At 73.4% G+C, this 17,617-nt stretch carries 19 protein-coding genes; 7 read left to right on the plus strand and 12 right to left on the minus strand.

What is annotated here, in order from left to right; all coding sequences use genetic code 11:
• Positions 1-379 precede the first annotated feature (379 nt).
• Positions 380-508: a hypothetical protein gene (locus F7Q99_RS42645; RefSeq protein WP_268267555.1), complete on the plus strand. Its 129-nt coding sequence runs from the start codon at positions 380-382 to the stop codon at positions 506-508.
• Positions 509-629: 121 nt separating this feature from the next.
• Positions 630-1,322, plus strand: coding sequence for an RraA family protein (locus F7Q99_RS20345; protein WP_153463377.1), 693 nt, complete (start codon positions 630-632; stop codon positions 1,320-1,322).
• A gap of 18 nt (positions 1,323-1,340) precedes the next feature.
• Here F7Q99_RS20345 and F7Q99_RS20350 read toward each other — a convergent pair whose 3' ends face one another.
• The 4 genes from F7Q99_RS20350 to F7Q99_RS20365 form a co-directional block, all read right to left on the minus strand.
• The gene (locus tag F7Q99_RS20350) at positions 1,341-1,829 is read right to left on the minus strand and encodes a GNAT family N-acetyltransferase (protein ID WP_153463379.1); all 489 of its coding nucleotides are present in this window, start codon (positions 1,827-1,829) and stop codon (positions 1,341-1,343) included.
• A gap of 33 nt (positions 1,830-1,862) precedes the next feature.
• The gene (locus F7Q99_RS20355) at positions 1,863-2,438 is read right to left on the minus strand and encodes a GNAT family N-acetyltransferase (RefSeq protein WP_326846912.1); all 576 of its coding nucleotides are present in this window, start codon (positions 2,436-2,438) and stop codon (positions 1,863-1,865) included.
• A 64-nt stretch (positions 2,439-2,502) separates the two neighbouring features.
• A complete protein-coding gene (locus F7Q99_RS20360) occupies positions 2,503-3,747 on the minus strand; it encodes a TerD family protein (RefSeq protein WP_153466435.1) in 1,245 nt (414 codons plus the stop codon).
• A gap of 229 nt (positions 3,748-3,976) precedes the next feature.
• Positions 3,977-5,263, minus strand: coding sequence for a hypothetical protein (locus F7Q99_RS20365; RefSeq protein ID WP_195911124.1), 1,287 nt, complete (start codon positions 5,261-5,263; stop codon positions 3,977-3,979).
• 292 nt (positions 5,264-5,555) lie between these two features.
• Here F7Q99_RS20365 and F7Q99_RS40460 point away from each other — a divergent pair, with 292 nt between their 5' ends.
• Positions 5,556-6,056: an SsgA family sporulation/cell division regulator gene (locus tag F7Q99_RS40460; RefSeq protein ID WP_195911125.1), complete on the plus strand. Its 501-nt coding sequence runs from the start codon at positions 5,556-5,558 to the stop codon at positions 6,054-6,056.
• On the opposite strand, the gene F7Q99_RS20375 is transcribed toward F7Q99_RS40460, so the two are convergent.
• Together F7Q99_RS20375 and F7Q99_RS20380 are read right to left on the minus strand one after the other, a co-directional pair.
• Positions 5,975-7,495, minus strand: a complete 1,521-nt coding sequence (locus F7Q99_RS20375; protein WP_326846913.1) for a GAF domain-containing protein — start codon at positions 7,493-7,495, stop codon at positions 5,975-5,977. The genes F7Q99_RS40460 and F7Q99_RS20375 overlap by 82 nt on opposite strands.
• A 218-nt stretch (positions 7,496-7,713) precedes the next feature.
• Positions 7,714-8,103 (minus strand): BlaI/MecI/CopY family transcriptional regulator, encoded by a 390-nt coding sequence (locus F7Q99_RS20380; protein WP_153463389.1) that lies wholly within the window; start codon positions 8,101-8,103, stop codon positions 7,714-7,716.
• Positions 8,104-8,218: 115 nt separating this feature from the next.
• Here F7Q99_RS20380 and F7Q99_RS20385 point away from each other — a divergent pair, with 115 nt between their 5' ends.
• From F7Q99_RS20385 to F7Q99_RS20400, 4 genes are all read left to right on the plus strand, one after another.
• Positions 8,219-8,887: a DedA family protein gene (locus tag F7Q99_RS20385; protein ID WP_230210271.1), complete on the plus strand. Its 669-nt coding sequence runs from the start codon at positions 8,219-8,221 to the stop codon at positions 8,885-8,887.
• Positions 8,887-9,555 (plus strand): phosphatase PAP2 family protein, encoded by a 669-nt coding sequence (locus F7Q99_RS20390; protein ID WP_153463393.1) that lies wholly within the window; start codon positions 8,887-8,889, stop codon positions 9,553-9,555. Before F7Q99_RS20385 ends, F7Q99_RS20390 begins: the two co-directional genes overlap by 1 nt.
• A gap of 147 nt (positions 9,556-9,702) precedes the next feature.
• Positions 9,703-10,215: a pyridoxamine 5'-phosphate oxidase family protein gene (locus tag F7Q99_RS20395; RefSeq protein WP_153463395.1), complete on the plus strand. Its 513-nt coding sequence runs from the start codon at positions 9,703-9,705 to the stop codon at positions 10,213-10,215.
• Positions 10,216-10,719: 504 nt separating this feature from the next.
• Entirely contained in the window at positions 10,720-12,198 is a 1,479-nt protein-coding gene (locus F7Q99_RS20400; protein WP_153463397.1) for a hypothetical protein, read from the plus strand.
• Between the two features lie 82 nt (positions 12,199-12,280).
• Here F7Q99_RS20400 and F7Q99_RS20405 read toward each other — a convergent pair whose 3' ends face one another.
• The 6 genes from F7Q99_RS20405 to F7Q99_RS20430 form a co-directional block, all read right to left on the minus strand.
• The gene (locus F7Q99_RS20405) at positions 12,281-12,601 is read right to left on the minus strand and encodes a DMT family transporter (RefSeq protein WP_153463399.1); all 321 of its coding nucleotides are present in this window, start codon (positions 12,599-12,601) and stop codon (positions 12,281-12,283) included.
• Positions 12,602-12,606: 5 nt separating this feature from the next.
• Complete coding sequence (locus F7Q99_RS20410) at positions 12,607-13,281, minus strand: HAD family hydrolase (protein ID WP_153463401.1); 675 nt, start codon at positions 13,279-13,281, stop codon at positions 12,607-12,609.
• Between the two features lie 65 nt (positions 13,282-13,346).
• A complete protein-coding gene (locus F7Q99_RS20415; protein WP_153463404.1) occupies positions 13,347-14,432 on the minus strand; it encodes an ABC transporter ATP-binding protein in 1,086 nt (361 codons plus the stop codon).
• Positions 14,433-14,460: 28 nt separating this feature from the next.
• Entirely contained in the window at positions 14,461-15,270 is an 810-nt protein-coding gene (locus F7Q99_RS20420; RefSeq protein ID WP_407697868.1) for an ABC transporter permease, read from the minus strand.
• Entirely contained in the window at positions 15,270-16,253 is a 984-nt protein-coding gene (locus F7Q99_RS20425; RefSeq protein ID WP_153463406.1) for an ABC transporter permease, read from the minus strand. Before F7Q99_RS20425 ends, F7Q99_RS20420 begins: the two co-directional genes overlap by 1 nt.
• A gap of 7 nt (positions 16,254-16,260) precedes the next feature.
• The gene (locus F7Q99_RS20430; protein ID WP_326846914.1) at positions 16,261-17,427 is read right to left on the minus strand and encodes an ABC transporter substrate-binding protein; all 1,167 of its coding nucleotides are present in this window, start codon (positions 17,425-17,427) and stop codon (positions 16,261-16,263) included.
• Positions 17,428-17,617 lie beyond the last annotated feature (190 nt).

Below are 17,617 nucleotides of genomic sequence, written 5' to 3' on the forward strand. Positions count from 1 at the left end.
GGGACGGACAAGTGCGCGACCTGACCCTCACATCCCGTAACGAGGTGATTGCTGCCTACGAGTGGTCGCCGGGCAAGTGCTACCGATGCCGGGCGGCTGGGCGGAGCGCGGTTGTCGGCCAGCTCGTGCAGCAGCACGGTCGCGTACCGATCCGAGCCTGCGAGGACTGCACGGTCTCCCTTGAGAGCCAGCGAGAGGCGGCCGCTCACCGGTACGGCTGGCCGTACGTCCCAGGGGAGCAGTCGCCGTAGAGCCTACGTAGGGTGGAGCTTCCCGTAGGGGGCCCATAGGGGCTCAGCGGTCATAGGACGGTAGTACTGCGTCTCAAGACGTCTCACTGCATCACAGCAGGTCAAAGCCACTTTGCACCGTCGGCACCATGATCGATGACATCGCCCGAGGAAAGCGGGGGCGCTGCGTAGAGTGGTACGGCTACTTCATGCGCCGCCTCGCCGAGCGCCCGGCCAACCTCACCTTCTTCCTGCGCGCCATGGCCACCCGCAACTGACGCGCTGCGCACGACCCGTACGGCCCGCACCCCTTGTGGAAGGGGGGTGCGGGCCGTACGCGTTCCCCCGCCTTAGGATCAGCGGTGTCGTGAACTGCGCTGTCGGTGGGAGGAGTTGGGGATGCTGAAGGAGTTCGAGGGGCTGTCGACGCCGTTGGTGGCGGATGCCTGTGTGCGGTTGGGAGTGGAGCTGCGGGCCGCGCCGGCGGGGGTTTCCGGGGTGGTCGCGGGGGGACGGGTCGCGGGGCGGGTGCTGCCGGTGCGGCACTACGGGAGCGTGGACGTGTTCCTGGAGGCGTACGGCGCGGCCCGGGACGGGGACGTGCTGGTGATCGACAACGGCGGGCGGACGGACGAGGCCTGCATCGGGGACCTCGCGGTGCTCGAGGCGCGCTCCGCCGGGGTAACCGGGATCGTGGTGTGGGGGCTGCACCGGGACACGCCGGAGCTGGTGGAGATCGGGCTGCCGGTGTTCAGCTACGGCGCTCTGCCGCTCGGGCCGGTGCGGCTGGACGGGCGGGAGCCGGAGGCGCTGGTCACGGCGCGGTTCGGACCGCACCTGGTGGGCGCCGACGACGTGGTGTTCGGGGATGCCGACGGCGTGCTGTTCGTCCCGTTCGACCGCGTCGAGGAGGTCCTGGCGACGGCCGCCGGGATCGCCCGCACCGAGCGCGCCCAGGCCGAGCGGATCCGCTCCGGCGACACGCTCCGCCGGCAGACCGCGTTCGACGAGTACCTGGAGCGGCGCGCCGCCGATCCGTCGTACAGCTTCCGGCAGCACCTGCGCCGGGTCGGCGGGGCGATCGAGGAGTAGGCCCGTCGAGCAAGTGCCTTACAGCGGCCGGTACATGACGTGCAGGCCGACGTAGCCGTCCGTGGGGTGGTGGAAGGCCTCGGGGACGGTGCCGACGATCCGGAAACCGAGCGACTCGTACAGCTTCACGGCGTGGCGGTTGTTGGCCACCACCGCGTTGAACTGCATGGCGCGGTAGCCGCTGCGGCGGGCCCAGTCGAGGGTGTACTCGACCAGGGCCCGCCCGATGCCCCGACCGTGGTGGGCCGGATCGACCATGTAGCTGGCGCTGGCCACGTGTGCGCCGTTGCCCGGTCGGTTGCGGCACATGTTGGCGGTGCCGACGATCGTGCCCGCGTCGTCCACCGCGACCACCGTGCGGTTGGGCGCGGGCAGCAGCCACCACTCGCGGCCGAGCTCGGAGGAGAGGTCCAGCGGGTAGGGGAAGGTCTCGCCCGCGGCGACGACGGTGTGGAAGAACGGCCAGATGGCCGGCCAGTCCTCGGCGGTGGCTTCTCTGATCTGCATGCGGACAGCTTGGGCTCCGGCGGCGTGGGGCCGCTACCGGATTTCGGCCGACCAGTCGGCGCGGGCGAGGGCGTACTCGACGTCGCCGTGCTCGGCGCCCGGGAGCGGGTCCGGCCAGTCCTCGTGGAAGGTGCGGACGTGGCGGAGCTCCGCCTTCTCCATGACGCGGCGCGAGGCGGTGTTGACGGTCATGGTGGTGGCGACGACCCGGGCCGCGTCGAGGTTCAGGAAGGCGTGCCGGACGAGGGCTCGCGCGCCCTCGGTGGCGTAGCCGCGGCCCCAGTCGGCCGGGTGGAGGCGGTAGCCGAGTTCGAGGTCGCCGGTGGCGGCAGTGAGGCCGACGCTGCTCGCCGGGCGGAGCGAGAGCCAGCCGAGGAAGCGGTACCCGGTGCGGGTGACGGCCGCGAACTGGCCCTGGCCGGGCGGGAGTTCCCGGTAGTCGCGGAGGATCGAAGGAAGCGTCACGGTCGCGGTGACGGCGGGCGGCACCGGCCGGCCGTCGTCGATGAGGCGCATCACGGCCGGGTCGGCGTGCAGGGCGGCGAGGTCGTCGGCGTCCGCCTCGGTGAAGTGGCGGAGGATCAGGCGGTCGGTGATGAGGATCGGCACCGGGGGATTGGAGCACCGGCGGGGCGGGCGGGGCAACGGGTTTCGCCCCGCCCGGTCCGGCGGGTCAGAGCAGGGCGGCCGAGGGTTCGACCATCGCACGGGCGGTCCTGGCGTCGACGTACTCGCCGAGCGCGGTCATCACCCACTCGCCGGAGGCCTGGCGGACCAGCTTGCACATGACCACGCCGGTGCGCGGCTCGGAGCGGGTGAGGTCGAAGCGGACCAGCTCCTGCCCGGTGGAGGCGTCCAGCAGGCGGCAGTAGGCGTTCTGCACCTCGGTGAAGCGCTGGCCGGAGAAGGAGTTGACGACGAAGACCAGGCCGGCGACCTCGGGCGGCAGGCCCTCCAGGTGGACGGTGATCGACTCGTCGTCGCCGGTGCCGTCGCCGGTGAGGTTGTCGCCGGAGTGGGCGATCGCGCCGTTGAAGACGGTGAGCTTCATGAACCAGGCCGTCTCCAGCTTCCGGTGCCGGTCGTCGAAGGCGATGCAGGAGGCGTCGAGGTCGATGCTGCGGCCCCGGCCGGCGGGCTCCCAGCCGAGCGCCATCCGGACGGAGGAGAGGAACGGGCGGCCGTTCTTCACCAGGGACACCGAGCTGCCCTTGACCAGGCTGACCCGGCCCTTGTCCAGGGTGACCTTCGCGGGGGCGGGCGGGGCGGGCGGAGTGGCCGGAGCGGGCGGGGCCGGGGGCATCGGGGGAGCGGTGGCGAGGGCGATCCGCGGGTCGAGCGGGGCGGCGGGCGGAGCCGCAGGAGCCGCGTGAGAGGCCGCGGGCGGGACGGGCGGAGCCGCGGGCGCCGGCGGGGCGGCGGGGGCGTCGTCCACGGTGACGCCGAAGTCGGTGGCGATGCCCGCGAGGCCGTCGGCGTACCCCTGGCCGACCGCGCGCACCTTCCAGGCGCCGTTGCGCAGGTAGATCTCGACCACGATGAGCGCGGTCTCCCGGCTGAGCGGCGGCGGGGTGAAGGACGCCAGGACCTCGCCGGTGTCGGCGTCGCGGACGGTCGCGGTCGGCTCCATCCCCGCGAAGGTGCTGTCCTGGTCGGCGGGGCTGGCGGTGACCACGACCGTGGTGATGCCGTCCGGGACGGCCCGGGTGTCGACGGTGATCGCGTCCGGCACGTCGGCGGTGGCCGGGCGGTGGCTGACGCCGGGGCCGTGCGGGGCGTTGAAGAAGACGAAGTCGGCGTCCGAGCGGACCTTCCCGGCGGCGGTCAGCAGCAGGCCGGAGACGTCCAGCGCCTTGGGGGCGGTGACCTCGACGGTCACCCGCGCGGCGGTCAGCGGTGCGTTGCCGCCTTGGGTCAGGACGGTGGACACGGACTCCTCCTCGAATGCGGGACTGCGGCCGTGCGGGGGCCGATCGGGCCGCCGTGCCGGATGCTGCCCACAGTAACGAACGGGGTGGCGGAGATGAGCCCCGGCTCCGCGGTGACCTGGTGTGACCTGTCGGCCCGTCGGGTCGAAGCGCTGCGCCGACTGCTGGTCGTGGCAGGAGCCGGTGCGAAGGGCCGAGCGGTGCGACAGCGGTGTCGCTTCAGCGGGCGGCGGGGGGCTTCAGGGCGCCGGGTCGGGGTGCCGGCTGCTGCGCGGTGGCGGGCTGCGGGGCCGTCTGATGTGCGTCGGCCGTGGCGAAGGAGCCGAGGGCGGCGACGGCGCGCGGGTGGGTGAGGCCGAAGGCGGCGGCGTTCCAGCTCTCCGCCGCCGCCGGCTTGCGCGCTCCCGTGACCGTGACGGCGCCGGCGGGGACGGCCGGGCGGGTGCCGCGGACGGCGAAGGTGTAGTGGCCGGGGCGGACGTCGGTGCCGGCCGGGGTGGTGAACCGGTAGACCAGGGTGCCGCGTTCCTGGTGGGCGGTGACGACGGCGCCGGGCAGGTCGGTCCAGGCGGTGCCGCTGCCGGGGGCCAACTCGCCTGCGGTGAGCCGGAATTCGGCCTGCAGTGCGGTGACGGGCTCGGTGACGCCGAGGCCGAGCACGTGCCGGGTGCCGTCGGGGCCGAGCGGTGTGACCAGCGCGGTGCCGGTCAGGACCTGGTCGGCCTCGTGGTCGCCGCCCGTGTCGGGGGTGTCGGTCGTCCCGGCGGCTCCGGCTCCGGGTGCGGTGGCCGGGGTCGGAGCGGGCGGGACGGACGGGCCGCTCGGAAGGGTGGGCGCAAGAGGCGTGCCGAGGGACGGCCGGTTCGCGTGCGGCGAGGGGGACGGCTGCTCGCAGGGCTGCGCGGGCTGCTGCGGGACGGGCTGCTGCTGGGCAGCCGCCGGGCCGTGGGCCTGGGCGGACGGGTCGTCCGTGGAGGCGAGCCCGCCGTCGTGCGTGCCGGGCTCGTTGCCCGCCGACGGCGTGCCGGTCGGGCCGGGCGTGGGCTTGCGGGACCCGGAGGCGCCGGGCGAGGCCGTTCCGGACAGCGGCGCCGCCGAGCGGGCCGCCGACGGCCGTCCGCCGGTCGCGGGAGTGGTTGCGGGAGCGGTCGCCGCAGTGGTCGGGGGCGCAGTCGGGGCCCGGTCGGCGGACGCGTCGGCCTGCTCGCCGCCGGTCGGGGTGGGCGGCGGTGTGGTGCCGACCCGGGCGACCCCGGCCCGCCGGCCGATGCCCTGCTGCTCGTGGAGGAGCAGCGTGGTGGCGATGCTGATGCCGACGACGGTGGACATGGCCATCGCGGCGCCGGAGAAGCGCAGGGTGGGCAGCCGGAGCCGGCCGCCGAACGGGCGTGGCCGGCCGTGCCGGCCGTGCGGTGCGGGCTCGTGGTGCACGTCCCGTGTCGCGCCCTGGTGCACGGCATCCTCGCGCACAGCACCCTTGTGCACAGCGTCCTCGCGCACAGCCACCGGACCCCTCCCTCCCCGAAGTCGCCGTCGCGGTCGCCGCATTCTCCCATGTGCCGCGCGGCGCCCGCGCTGGGAGGGGGCGAGCGTACCAGCGGACGGCCACGCTTCGGACGGATTCCATCCATTTCGTGGACACCCGTTCGACAAGCGGAAGTTGACATACCGTCTGACAAGGACCGGTAAGGACCGGCGCTCGTGGGCGAGGGTTATTGCAACCTCCTTGCAACCCTTGCCCGCCGGGCCGGAGGTGGCGCACGCTGAGGTCATCCCACGCCGTCCCGGAGAGACCGTCATGCCGCCCGACCCGCTGTCTGCAGCCTCCAGTGCACCCCTCGCCGCCACCCCCACGGGCGGCGATGGGGAACGCTCCACCGCCGCCCCGGCGGCGGTGGAGGAGGTTCTGACGCTGCGGATCTCGCTGGGCGAGGAGGTGGTCGGCGAGGTCCGCACCAGGTTCCGGTTCGACGCCGCGCGGCCGTACGAGGTGCTGCTGACCTTCCATCTGGGCCGGCCGGACGAGGCCGACTGGGTGTTCTCGCGCGAACTGCTGCGCGACGGCCTGCGGACGCTGAGCGGCCAGGGCGACGTCAAGCTGTGGCCGGCCTACTGCCCGTGCCACGGCTCGACGTTGCACCTCGCGCTGGAGTCCCCGCACGGCAGCGCGCTGCTGGAGGTCTCCAGGCCCCGGGTGCAGGACTGGCTGGACCGCACCTACGCGCTGGTCTCCGAGGAGGCGGAGCGCGCCTGCGGGCCTACCGACGCCCAGCTGGCCGCGCTGCTCGCGGGCGGCTGAGGCGCCGCCGGCGGGAGCGCCGCGCTCCTCGGACCGCGTGGCGCCGGCACCGGCGCGCCCGGCAGCCGGACCGTCCCCGCGGCCAGTCCGGCCCGCAGCCGGCGTACGGCCGGGGCCGAGGAGGACGGCAGCAGGTCGTAGGGGTCGTCCGGCCCGAGCACGGTGACCAGCACCGGCTCGGCGAACCGGTACGGCCGGTGGGCGAGCAGGCCGCCCAGGTAGCGGCGCAGCCGGGACAGCTCGGCGCGGACCGTCACGGTCCGGGCCGGATCGCCGAACAGGGCGTCCGCGAGCTGTGCGGCGGTGCTGCCGTCGCGCCTGGTGGCGAGCAGGAGCAGTAACTCGGCGTGGCGCGGGCTGAGCGTGTGCGACCAGCCGCCGGCCGCGCCCTCGACGGAGAGCCGGGGGCGGTCGGCGCGGCGCAGGTCGAGCCGGAGCCGGGCGCCCTCGGCCTGCTCGGCGCCGGGCGCGCCGGAGCCGCCCTCCTCCGGCGGCCGGACCGGCCGCACCAGCCAGCCGTCCGCGAGCGGTTCGAGGACGCACTCGCCGAGGCCCGGGACCCACTGGACGGCGGCGCCGCCCCAGCCCTCGGCGGGCAGCCGCAGCCGGGTGGGCGGCGGGAGCCCGGCCGCGGCGGCGGTCCAGCCGGCCCCGTCCACGACCAGGGCCGGTCCGGCCACCCGGGCGAGCAGCGGGGCGGCGAGGGTGCGCAGCTGGTGGAGGGACTCCAGCCGGTGGGCGCGCAGTTCGGTCTCGGCGAGCCGGGCGGCGGTGGCGGTGAGCCGGAGCAGGTAGGGGCGGACGCTGTGGGCGGGGCCGCTGAGGTTGACGGCGCCGATCAGCTGTCCGGTGCCGGGGTCGTGGACGGGGGCGGCGACGCAGGTCCAGGAGTGGTGGCTGCGCAGGTAGTGCTCGGCGGAGTGGACGTGCATCGGGCGCTGGGTGCGCAGGGCGACGGCGATGCCGTTGGTGCCGACGTTCTCCTCCACCCAGCGGGCGCCGACCAGGAAGCCGATCCGGTCGGCGCTGCGGCGCAGGGTGCGTTCGCCGTCCTGCCAGAGCACGTGGCCCTCAGCGTCGGCGATGGCGAGGATCAGCGGCGTCTGGTCGAGGGGCTGGACAAGGGTCTCGCGCAGGACGGGTATGACCGCTTCGAGGCCGCTCGCACGGCGGCGCAACTCGATCTCGGCAGGGCTGAGGTGGACGGCGGCGGCGCCGGCGTCGGGGTCGAGGCCGAGGCGGCGCAGCCGGGCCCATGAGTCGCCGATCTCGGGGCGGGGTGCGAGCGGGCCAGGGCCGGCGGGTTCGGGGAAGCCGTCGTGGTCGGGTTCGCGGGCGGCGGTTTCGGCGAGGGTGTGGTCGTGGACCTGGGCCAGTTCGGCCGCGGTCGGCGGGATTCGACGTTCTGCTCGCCGGGTCTGCCGTCCGGTCTGCCGCACTCGGGTTGCTCCTCGCCGCCGATCGAGGTCGCGCCGGGGCCGACGCGCTGACGAAAGAGTACGGGTGCGGTGGGTTTCTGGGGATGGGGTCTGCGAACTCGGCATACCGGCCGGTATGAGAGTGGGCATGCCAAGGAGCTATGACTAACCGGTGGCGCGGGGTTCGGGCTGCCGGGTGGCCGGGAGCGTCAGCGGCGGCGGGGTCCGGACGGCGAGGATCACGGCGCGTGCGCCCCGGGAGCGCCGTCGCCCAGCAGTTCGCGGAGCAGCTGCTCGTCCTCGGCGGAGAGGTCGGACACGAAGCGGGCCAGGACGGTGGACCGGTCGGCCTCGCGACCGAGCTCGGTGTGCATCCGGCGGGCGGCGAGGCCGGCCGGGTCCTGGACGGTCGGGGTGTAGGCGTAGGCGCGGCCCGCCCGGGTGCGCTCCACGGTGCCCTTGTCGTGCAGCCGGGCGAGGATCGTGGCGATGGTGGTGCGGGCGAGGTCCCCGCCGAGCGCCGTCTGGACGTCCTGCGGCGTCATCGGGTGCTGGGCCGACCAGAGGGCGGCCAGCACCTCGGCCTCCAGCTCGCCGGCGGGCCGGCGGGCGGACGGTGCGTCGGACATGACGGCGTTTCCTCCAGATGTCGTCTACAGTCACGTAGACCGTCTACGTCACTGTAGACGGTCGGGGCGGTCCCCGCTGCGAGCCGCCCTCCAACGTACGGGAGGTCCGCCAGCCTTGCTCCAGTTCCCCGGCGATCCGGCCGTTCACCTCGCGGTGAACCCGCTGGACGCCTCCTCGCTGCTCGCCGCCTTCGGCGCGCTCGGCATCGCCGTGGTGCTGTTCGCCGAGACCGGCCTGCTGGTGGGCTTCTTCCTGCCCGGCGACTCGCTGCTGTTCACCGCCGGCGTGCTCTGCGCGCCCGGCGTCACCAAGGGCCCGCAGCTGGAGCTGTGGCAGGTGCTGCCCGCCGCCCTGGTCGGGGCGGTGGCCGGCGCCCAGACCGGCTACCTGATCGGACGGCGCGGCGGGCGAGCGCTGCTGCGCCGCACCAGCCGCAAGAGCCTGCTGCAGGGCGTCGAGCGGGCGGAGGGGCTGCTGGCCAAGTACGGCCACGGCAAGGCGATCGTGCTAGCCCGCTTCATCCCGGTGGTCCGGACGGTGCTCAACCCGCTGTGCGGCGTGCTCGACGTACCGGTGCGCACGTTCACCGTCTGGCAGGTGGTCGGCGGCGCGGTGTGGACCGTCGGGCTCGTGCTGGCCGGGTACGCCCTCGGTTCCTCGGTCCCCAACATCGACCGTTATCTGCTACCGATCGTCGGTCTGGTAGTAGTTGTCTCCGTGCTCCCCATTGTTCTCGAACTGTTCCGCGCCCGTAAGGCGCGCCGTCACGGAGGTGACGCGTGATGTCCTACCGGGCTCTCGCCGTGTACGACGGCAGTGGTATCGACGGCAGCCTCTACAGCCAGGTGAACCGCTGGGCCGAGGCCGCCCCGTACTGGCTCGACGAGCTGATCAGGATCTGGTCGGCGATCGGCCTCGGCCTGTTCGCGGTCTTCATGGTGTTCGCCTGGTGGCGGGCGCGCGGCGCCGACTCGGCCGTGATGGCCAAGGTGCTGGCCTCGCCGGCGATCGTGGTCGTCGCGTACGCCGTCAACTCGGTGTTCAAGAGCCTGGTCGAGGAGGTCCGGCCGTGCGCCCAGATCCCCGGCAGCGTCTCGCTGGAGACCTGCCCGGGCACCGGTGACTGGTCCTTCCCGAGCAACCACTCGGTGATCGCCTTCGCCGCCGCCGGGGCGCTCTGGTTCGCCGACCGGCGGCTCGGCTGGATCGCCGGGATCTTCGCCGCCCTGATGGCCGCCTCCCGGGTCTGGGTCGGCGTGCACTACCCGCACGACGTGGCGGTCGGCGCGCTGGTCGGCATCGTGGCCGCCGTGGTGCTGGCTCCGCTCGCCGGGCGCTGCGCGCCGCTCGTCGACCGGATGCGGGCGGGGGCGCTGCGCCCGCTGCTCGGCCCGGGCGCGCTGCCCGTCGTGATCCGTGGGCAGGCGTCGTACGAGGCGCGACGGTACTGATTCCGCGGCTCGCCCGACCCTTGTCCGTACGGGGTGGCGGGTGGAGCATGTGAGCCGGGCGTGGGGCCCCTCCTGAGGGGAACCCGCCCGGCTCAGTCGTGTCCGGGCGCGGGGAGCGCCTCGGACGTGCCAGCGGAGGGAGCGCCAATGCCGTACCGACTCGACATCACGCAGGGGGACTGGCCGGCCGACCTGCTGCGCAAGGGCGTCGAGGGCCTGCTCGCCGAGGCCATGGTGCTCACCCTCGCCACCTCGGGCCACGAGCGCGGGCCGCACGCCAACCTGGCCTTCTTCGCGTACGACGACGACCTCGTCCTGTACTTCGTCAGCGAGCGCTCCACCAGACACAGCCACCACCTCGCCGAGGAGGCCCGGGCCGCCGCCACCGTCTTCCTGCCGCCGCCGGTCTTCGGCGAGCAGCTGCGCGGCCTCCAGCTCACCGGGAGCGCGGGCGAGGCGTGGGGGAGGCAGGCCGAGGCGGCGCTGGCCGCGTACCAGGGCCGGTACCCGTCCTTCGCGCAGGACGAGGACGTCCGGCGGCAGTACCTCACCGGGGCCGGGGCGGGGGCGCTGTACCGCTTCGAGGTGGACGAGCTGACGGCGGTGGACGAGCCGAACTTCGGGCGGCGCAACTACCTGCGCGCCCGGGTGGTGCGCTGAGCCCGGCGGGCTCATGTCGGCCGTACGACGTTTCGGCTGATTCATCCGCGGACGACGATCCGACGGCCCCGGGGCACTCGTGCTTCGAAGTCGCCCCGCCCCGGCCTGACGCGAGGCGTGCCGAGAAAAGTGTTATCCGGCCGGCCGGGGGTGGTCTCCGAGGCGTGGGAACGAACACGGGCCGTCGCCGCAGGCAAGGCGGCGACGAGGTGCGGGGCTTCGAGCCGGGCCGCTCCGCCGGAAGGGGGCGGCCACCGGGCAGCGCCGCCCGCGACCGTGTTCGTCGTCCGCCGTGCCGTCCGGTTTCCCCGTTTCGGTCGGCACACCCCGGCAGTCCGTGGGGCACTCCTGCGGCCGCGGACTGCCGGGGCGGCCGTCCACCGGAGGTCCGGGGAGAGTCCCGGACCCGGTGAACTCGCCTGCCGCGCACGGCAGGTGAGAGACAGTCCGCAGCACGGGGAGCCGCCCCGTACAGACCACCCGACGAGTCAAGGGACCAGAGCAATGTCACATAGCACGTCCTCGCATCGCAGTGCAGCCGGCCGCTCCGCCGAGCTCTCGCAGCGCCGGAAGAGCGGGGTCGCGCCGCTCCTCGCCGCCACCGCCGCGGCCGTGCTGACGCTCTCCGGTACCGTGCTCACCACCCCCGCACTGGCCGATCCCGGCCCGCAGACCACCGACCGGCACGTCGTCGTCCTGGTCAACTTCCGCAACGCGAGCCTGGCCCACGCCGACGCCGACCGCGAGGCGGCCCGGAAGAACTTCTTCGGCTCCGCCGACTCCCTCACCACCTACTACGCGGCCAACTCCGGGAACCGGTTCGGCGTGGTGCCGGCCAAGGGGGACGGCGTGTTCGGGCCGTTCACCCTGGACATGGACGGCTCCGGGTGCGAGACGAGCAAGATGGCCGAGCTCGCCCGCAAGACCATCCCCGACGTGACCTACGACCACCTGTCGATCGTCATGCCCAGCACCGACGCGTGCCAGTGGTGGGGTCTCGGCATGCAGCCTGGCAACGTCACCTGGTTCCAGGAAGGGGCGGTCGAGTCCCAGGCGGCCATCTTCCACGAGATCGGCCACAACCTCGGTTTCGCCCACGAGGAACGGCAGGTGTGCCCGGCCGGCGCCTTCACCTCGTGCAGCGAGGACGGCTACAGCGACCGCACCCCGATGGGCGGGGGCGGCGAGAAGAAGGGCCTGTCGGCGCCCGAGCTGATGTCCCGGAAGTGGCTGACCGAGCAGCAGATCGCCGCGCCCACGTCCACCACGACCGTGCACCTCACGCCGCTGCACGCCGCGGGCGCCTCCGGGGTGCGGGCCGTCGACCTGCCGCTGGGCACGACCGGCGACCGGATCGTCGTCGAGTACCGCACGCCGGACGCCGGCACGCTGGACAAGGACGTCGCGCAGGGCGTCGACGTCTTCCGTGCCCCGCACGGGAACTACGAGCACTCCGTCATGATCGGCAACGGCCGGCACGACGAGAAGTCCGTCGTCGGATCGTTCACGGGCTCCGCCGCCCTGACGGACACGGCCTCGGGGCTGTCCGTCAGCGTGGTGGGGATGACGGCCGACGGCGCGGACGTCCGCATCCAGCTGGGTGCCGGCCCGAACCCCACCCCGACCCCGACCTCGGTCACGGCCTCGCCCACCGCGCCGGCTCCGACGGCCACGGCGACCGCCACTGCCACCCCCAAGCCGGGCTCCGCGACGCCGACCCAGCAGGCCCCGACCGCGCCCGCGCCCACCTCGGCGACGAAGCCGGCCGAGGACGTGACGGCCATCGGTGTCACCGGCAGCCCGCGGCCCGCCGCCCCGACCACCGCGTCCGCGAGCCCCACCGCCAACGGTGACTCCGCACTCGCGTCCACCGGTGCGAAGGTCGCCACCCCGGGACTGATCGGCGCGGCTCTGGTCGCGGTCGGAGGCTCGGCCACGATCCTGCTCCGCCGCCGCCGGACCGCCCAGCACCGTAAGCACTGACCACGCGCCACCTCACGGGAGCGGGAAGTTGGCGTCGGCGCGGAAAGTCGGGCCCGCCGACTTTCCGCGCCGCCGGTGAACCTCAGTGACCGCCCTTGAGGTTGAGCACGACCACCCCGACGATGATCAGCGCGATCCCCAGCAGCTGGAGCCGCTCCAGCGACTCGCCGAAGGCGACGACGCCTATCCCGGCGACCGCCGCCGTCCCCGCGCCCGACCAGACGGCGTAGGCGACCGACACCGGTATGTGCTTGAGCGCACGGCCGAGCAGCGCAAAGGAGAGCACGTAGCCGACGGCGACGCCGACGCTCGGCCAGAACCGGGAGAAACCCTCGGTGAGCTTGAGGCAGCTGGTGGCGCAGACCTCGCTCAGGATGGCGAGGGAGAGCAGGAGATACGACATGACGATCAGACGGCCTGGTGCGCGGCGAGCTTGCCGAGCAGGGCGAGATCGACCTGTTCCAGGCTGTCGAGCAGCGTGATCCGGGAGCCGTCGGGCATCGGGGTCGCGGTGGACGGGACGGCGAGGACCGCGCAGCCGGCCGCGCTGGCGGAGGCGACGCCGGTCGGGGTGTCCTCGACGGCGACGCAGGCGGCCGGGTCCAGGCCGAGGCGCTCGGCGGCGGCGAGGTACGGGTCGGGCGCGGGCTTGGTGCGCTCGGTGTCCTCGGCGGCGAGGGTGGTGGTGAACCAGTCCCGGCCGATGGCGGAGAGGACGAGCTCGACCACCCGGCGCGGGGAGGCGGAGACCAGCGCGGTGGGCACCCGCGCGTCCCGGAGCGAGGCGAGCAGGGCGAGCGCGCCGGGGCGGGGCACGGTCTCGGCGGCGACCTTGCCGGCGAAGGAGTCGCCGAGCCGGTCGGCGAGTTCGGCCTCGGTGCGCTCGGTGCCGCTGACCCTGTGCAGGTGGGCGGCCGTGTGCTCGATCGCCCGGCCGAGCACTTCGGGGGCGTCCTGGTCGGTGAGCGCGTGGTGGAGCTCGTCGGCGAGTTCGGCGGCGGCCTGCCACCAGAGCTGCTCGGTGTCGACCAGGGTGCCGTCCATGTCGAAGAGGACGGCTGCGGGCAAGCGGGATTCAGGCATGGCGGTACCTTCGGTGGATCCTCGGAGGGTTCTCGGCGTGTTCGGAGGGTATGCGACGGCAGCCGTCAGGCCGCACGGCGGTCCACCAGGACGGGGCGCTCCGGCAGGGTGAGCCCGGCGCGCGAGCCGGCCGGCAGCGCGGCGGCGGCCTCGGTGGGCAGGTCCGCCTTGACCTCGGTGCCGTCGTCGAGGCGGACGGTCAGCCGGGTGACGGCACCCAGGAACGACGCGGTGACGACGAGGGCCGGGCCGTCCGCGGCCGGGGTCAGGGTGACGTTCTCGGGGCGGACCAGCACCTGGAGCTCGCCGTCGGCCGGCACGGTGCCGTCCACGGCGTGCCGGCGGCCGAGCACCTCGACGCCGTCGGCGGTGCGGGTGCACGGGATCCGGCTCATGGTGCCGACGAACTCGGCGACAAACGCGGTGGCCGGGCGCGAGTACAGCTCGTTCGGCGAGGCGCACTGCTCCAGCCGGCCCGCGCGCAGCACGGCGACGCGGTCGGCCATGGACAGCGCCTCCTCCTGGTCGTGGGTGACGAACAGGGCGGTGATCCCCAGCTCCTGCTGGAGCCGGCGGATCTCCTCGCGCAGCGAGAGCCGGACCTTGGCGTCCAGAGCGGACAGCGGCTCGTCGAGCAGCAGGACGCGCGGCTGCAGGGCGAGCGCGCGGGCGAGCGCGATGCGCTGCTGCTGGCCGCCGGACATCTGGTGCGGGTAGTGCTCGGCGCGGTGCGGCAGGCCGACGAGCTCCAGCAGCTCCTCGGCGCGCTTGCGGCGCGCGGCCTTGCCGGTGCCGCGCATCCGCAGGCCGAAGGCGACGTTGTCGAGCGCGGTCAGGTGCGGGAAGAGGCTGTAGGACTGGAACACCATGCCCGCGTCGCGCTTGTGCGCGGGGATCGCGGTGATGTCCCGGCCGTCGACCAGGACCTCGCCGGAGTCGTGCTGCTCGAAGCCGGCCAGGATGCGCAGCGCGGTGGTCTTGCCGCAGCCGGACGGGCCGAGCAGGGCGAGCAGTTCGCCGGGCCGGACGGTGAGGTCCAGGCCGTCCAGGGCGGTGGTGGCGCCGAACGAGCGGCGGAGGGAACGGAATTCGACGGTCGCGCCGCCGGTGGCCGAGGCCGTGCCGGGGGCGGGGGCGGTAACCGTGGTCATGGGGGAAGCTCCTGGAAAGCGAAGGTGATCAGGACCGCGCGGTCTTGCGTCCGCGGCCGACGGCGGACATCAGCAGCAGGACGAGCCAGACGATCAGCAGGCTGAGCATCGAGACGGCGACGGACATCTGGCCGTCGCTCTTGCCGTTGGAGTTGATCCACACCGAGAAGGGGGCGAAGCCGAGGATCGACGCGGTGGTGAACTCGCCGAGCACCAGGGCGACGGTGAGCACGGCCGCGTTCAGCAGCCCGCTGCGCAGGTTCGGCAGGACGACGGTGAACACCGCGCGCAGCCAGCCGGCGCCGCAGTTGCGGGCGGCCTCGACCAGGGTGACGACGTCCACGCCGCGCAGCCCGGCGTCCAGTGCCCGGTAGGCGAACGGGAGCGCCATCAGCACGTACGCGATGACCAGGACGATCGGGAAGTTCGGGTCCTGGACGGCCACGATGGTCTGGAAGAACGGGGTGTCCTGGAGGTAGTCAGGGCCCCAGCGCAGCACGCCGATGATGCCGGTGGTGAGCGCGACCACCGGGACGACCAGCGGCATCGAGCAGATGATCTCGATCACCGGGCGGAGCTTCGGCGCGCCGAGCCGGGCGGCGAGCATCGCCGGCACCAGGAGGAGCAGCAGCACGGCCACGGAGACGCCGGCGAGTTCGAGGCTCAGCACCAGGCTGTCCCTGAAGCCGGGGGCGTTCAGCAGCTCGGTGTAGGCGCGGAAGGTGGTGCCGCCCTTGTTGTCGTCGATGCTGAACCACAGCGACGCGGCCATCGGGACGGCGAAGTAGATCCCGCAGATCAGCAGGACGAGGCCGCGGCCGAAACGGATGCGATTGATCAGGCGAGCCACTTGGCACTCCGGCGCTGAAGGGGCAGGTACACGGCCATCACCAGGCAGGCGACCACGATCATGTCGAGGCCGAGGGCGAGGGCGAGGTTGCCCTGGCCGACCAGCACGTTGCCGGACAGTGCGTCGCCGATCTGCATCGAGATCAGCGGCACCGAACTGCCCACCATGGCCTCGGCGGTGGCGTACGCCGCGAACGAGGCGCCGAAGAGCAGCACGAACCCGCCGAGCAGCGAGGGCGCCAGCACCGGCAGGGCCACGTGGCGCCAGTACTGCACGGCCGTCGCGCCGTTGTTGTACGCGGCCTCGCGCCACTGCGTCCGCAGGCCCTCCAGGGCCGGGGTGATGGTGATGACCATCAGCGGCACCAGGAAGTACAGGTAGACCACGGAGAGGCCGGAGAAGGTGTAGAGGCTCCAGCCGTGCTTGGCGAGGCCGAACCGCTTGGTGATCTCACCGGAGTTGCCGAGGGTGGCGACGAACATGAACGCGAGCGGCACACCGCCGAAGTTGGCGAGCACGCCGGAGGCGGACATCACGGCCTCGCGGAACATCCCGAAGCGCGAGGTGGCCACCGCCTGGGCCAGCGGCAGGCCGACGACCGTGGCGATCGCGGCGGTCAGCAGCGAGAGCTTCACGCTGCCCCACAGGGCGGTGAAGTACGCGCCCTGGAGCGAGCCGGTGATGTTGTCCGTGGTGAAGGTGCCGCCGCCGTCGAGGGCGTCCGTCGAGGTCGTGAACGCGCCGATGGCGATCGCGATCGCGGGCAGGCCGAACCCGATCACGAAGAACAGCAGGAGGGGGAGGGCGGCCAGCCAGGCGCGCCCGCGGGTGCCGCGGCGCCTGCCGGGGCGAGGGGCCTCGGTGGCCGCGTCGGTGGCGGCCGTGGGAACGGGGGTGACGGAGCCGGGGGCGCCCCCGCCGCTCTGGGCGGCGGAGGCGGGGGCCGGCACCGGGGTGGGAGCCGTGGTCATCGTCAGGTCAGCCCGCGATCGCCTTGGCCCAGTTCTCGGTCACGGTCTTCTTCGCCGCGTCCGTCTGCTCCTGGGTCGGGAAGGTGGTGAAGGGCTTCTCGACCGGCGGGAGCTTCGAGGCGGCGGCCGCGTCGAGGGTGCCGGCGGCCTTCATCGCGTCGAACAGGGCCGGCGTGGCGTAGCCGCCGAGGAAGCCGTTCTGGCCCTCGGCGCTGTACAGGTACTCCTCCCACAGGCGGGCGGCTGCCGGGTGCGGCGCGTCCTTGTTGATCGCCTGGTTGTAGTACTGCGCGTAGGAGCCGTCCGACGGGATGGCGACCTGCCAGTCGATGCCCTTGTCCTTGAACTTCACGGCGTAGCCGGCGTTCAGGTACGACCAGTCGATGCTGATCGGGGTCTCGCCCTTCTCGATGGTCGCCGGGGTGACCTCGACCGGGTTGAAGTTGCCGGCCTGCTTGACCTTGCCGAAGAAGTCGATGCCGGGCTGGATGCTGTCCAGCGAGCCGCCGTTGGCGAGGGCCGCGGCGTAGACGGCGCCGAACGCGGCACCGGCCTTGGTCGGGTTGCCGTTCAGGGCGACCATGCCCTTGTACTCGGGCTTCAGCAGGTCGGCGAAGGTCTTCGGGCAGGCGGCGACCTTCTTGGCGTCGCAGCCGATCGACATGTAGCCGCCGTAGTCGTTGTAGCGCAGGCCTTCGGGGTCCTTCATGGTGGCCGGGATCTTGTCGAAGTCGGCGACCTTGTAGGGGGCCAGCAGGCCCTGCTTGGCGGCGCTGAGCGCGAACGCGGAGCCGAGGTCGACGACGTCGGGGGCGCGGTCCTGGCCCTTGCGGGAGGTGACCGCGTTGATCTCGTCCTGGCTGGAGCCGTCCGGGTTCTCGTCCTCGATCTCGATGCCGTACTTCGCCTTGAAGTCGTCCATCAGCTTGCCGTAGTTCGCCCAGTCCCGGGGCAGCGTGATGGCGTGCAGCTTGCCCTCCTTCTTGGCGGCGGCGACCAGGGCGTCCATGCCGCCGAAGTCGGCGAGGGACTTGGCGGTCTTCGCGTCCTTGCCGCCGGCGGCGTCGCCGGACTTCGCGGTGGACGAGCCGGCGGAGCCGCAGGCGGTGAGGGAGAGCGCGGCGGCGGTCAGGACGGCCGCGAAGGCGGCGGAACGGGCGCGGTGCACGGACACTGGTCAGTCTCCTGATCGGGGGTGTACTGCGAGGGCTGCTGCGGGGTGAGGTACAGCGGTGTCGGATCGGGGGATCGTGCGAGTGACGTTCTGCGGAGTTGTCCGAAAGCCGTTCGGATTCGTCCGAGTTGACTAGCCAACTTCGCTGACGGGGGTAAGTACGCCGGAGTTCGGTGACGGGAAGGTGAAC

Source organism: Streptomyces kaniharaensis, from assembly GCF_009569385.1.
Taxonomy (GTDB): domain Bacteria; phylum Actinomycetota; class Actinomycetes; order Streptomycetales; family Streptomycetaceae; genus Kitasatospora; species Kitasatospora kaniharaensis.

Excerpts from the sequence above, each read along its gene's own strand:
- F7Q99_RS20400 (WP_153463397.1), top strand. The coding sequence starts at position 10,720 with ATGTCACATAGCACGTCCTCGCATCGCAGTGCAGCCGGCCGCTCCGCC.
- F7Q99_RS20425 (WP_153463406.1), bottom strand. The coding sequence starts at position 16,253 with ATGACCACGGCTCCCACCCCGGTGCCGGCCCCCGCCTCCGCCGCCCAG.
- F7Q99_RS20350 (WP_153463379.1), bottom strand. The coding sequence starts at position 1,829 with ATGCAGATCAGAGAAGCCACCGCCGAGGACTGGCCGGCCATCTGGCCG.
- F7Q99_RS40460 (WP_195911125.1), top strand. The coding sequence starts at position 5,556 with ATGCCGCCCGACCCGCTGTCTGCAGCCTCCAGTGCACCCCTCGCCGCC.
- F7Q99_RS20345 (WP_153463377.1), top strand. The coding sequence starts at position 630 with ATGCTGAAGGAGTTCGAGGGGCTGTCGACGCCGTTGGTGGCGGATGCC.
- F7Q99_RS20390 (WP_153463393.1), top strand. The coding sequence starts at position 8,887 with ATGTCCTACCGGGCTCTCGCCGTGTACGACGGCAGTGGTATCGACGGC.
- F7Q99_RS20395 (WP_153463395.1), top strand. The coding sequence starts at position 9,703 with ATGCCGTACCGACTCGACATCACGCAGGGGGACTGGCCGGCCGACCTG.
- F7Q99_RS20415 (WP_153463404.1), bottom strand. The coding sequence starts at position 14,432 with ATGACCACGGTTACCGCCCCCGCCCCCGGCACGGCCTCGGCCACCGGC.
- F7Q99_RS20380 (WP_153463389.1), bottom strand. The coding sequence starts at position 8,103 with ATGTCCGACGCACCGTCCGCCCGCCGGCCCGCCGGCGAGCTGGAGGCC.
- F7Q99_RS42645 (WP_268267555.1), top strand. The coding sequence starts at position 380 with ATGATCGATGACATCGCCCGAGGAAAGCGGGGGCGCTGCGTAGAGTGG.
- F7Q99_RS20405 (WP_153463399.1), bottom strand. The coding sequence starts at position 12,601 with ATGTCGTATCTCCTGCTCTCCCTCGCCATCCTGAGCGAGGTCTGCGCC.
- F7Q99_RS20410 (WP_153463401.1), bottom strand. The coding sequence starts at position 13,281 with ATGCCTGAATCCCGCTTGCCCGCAGCCGTCCTCTTCGACATGGACGGC.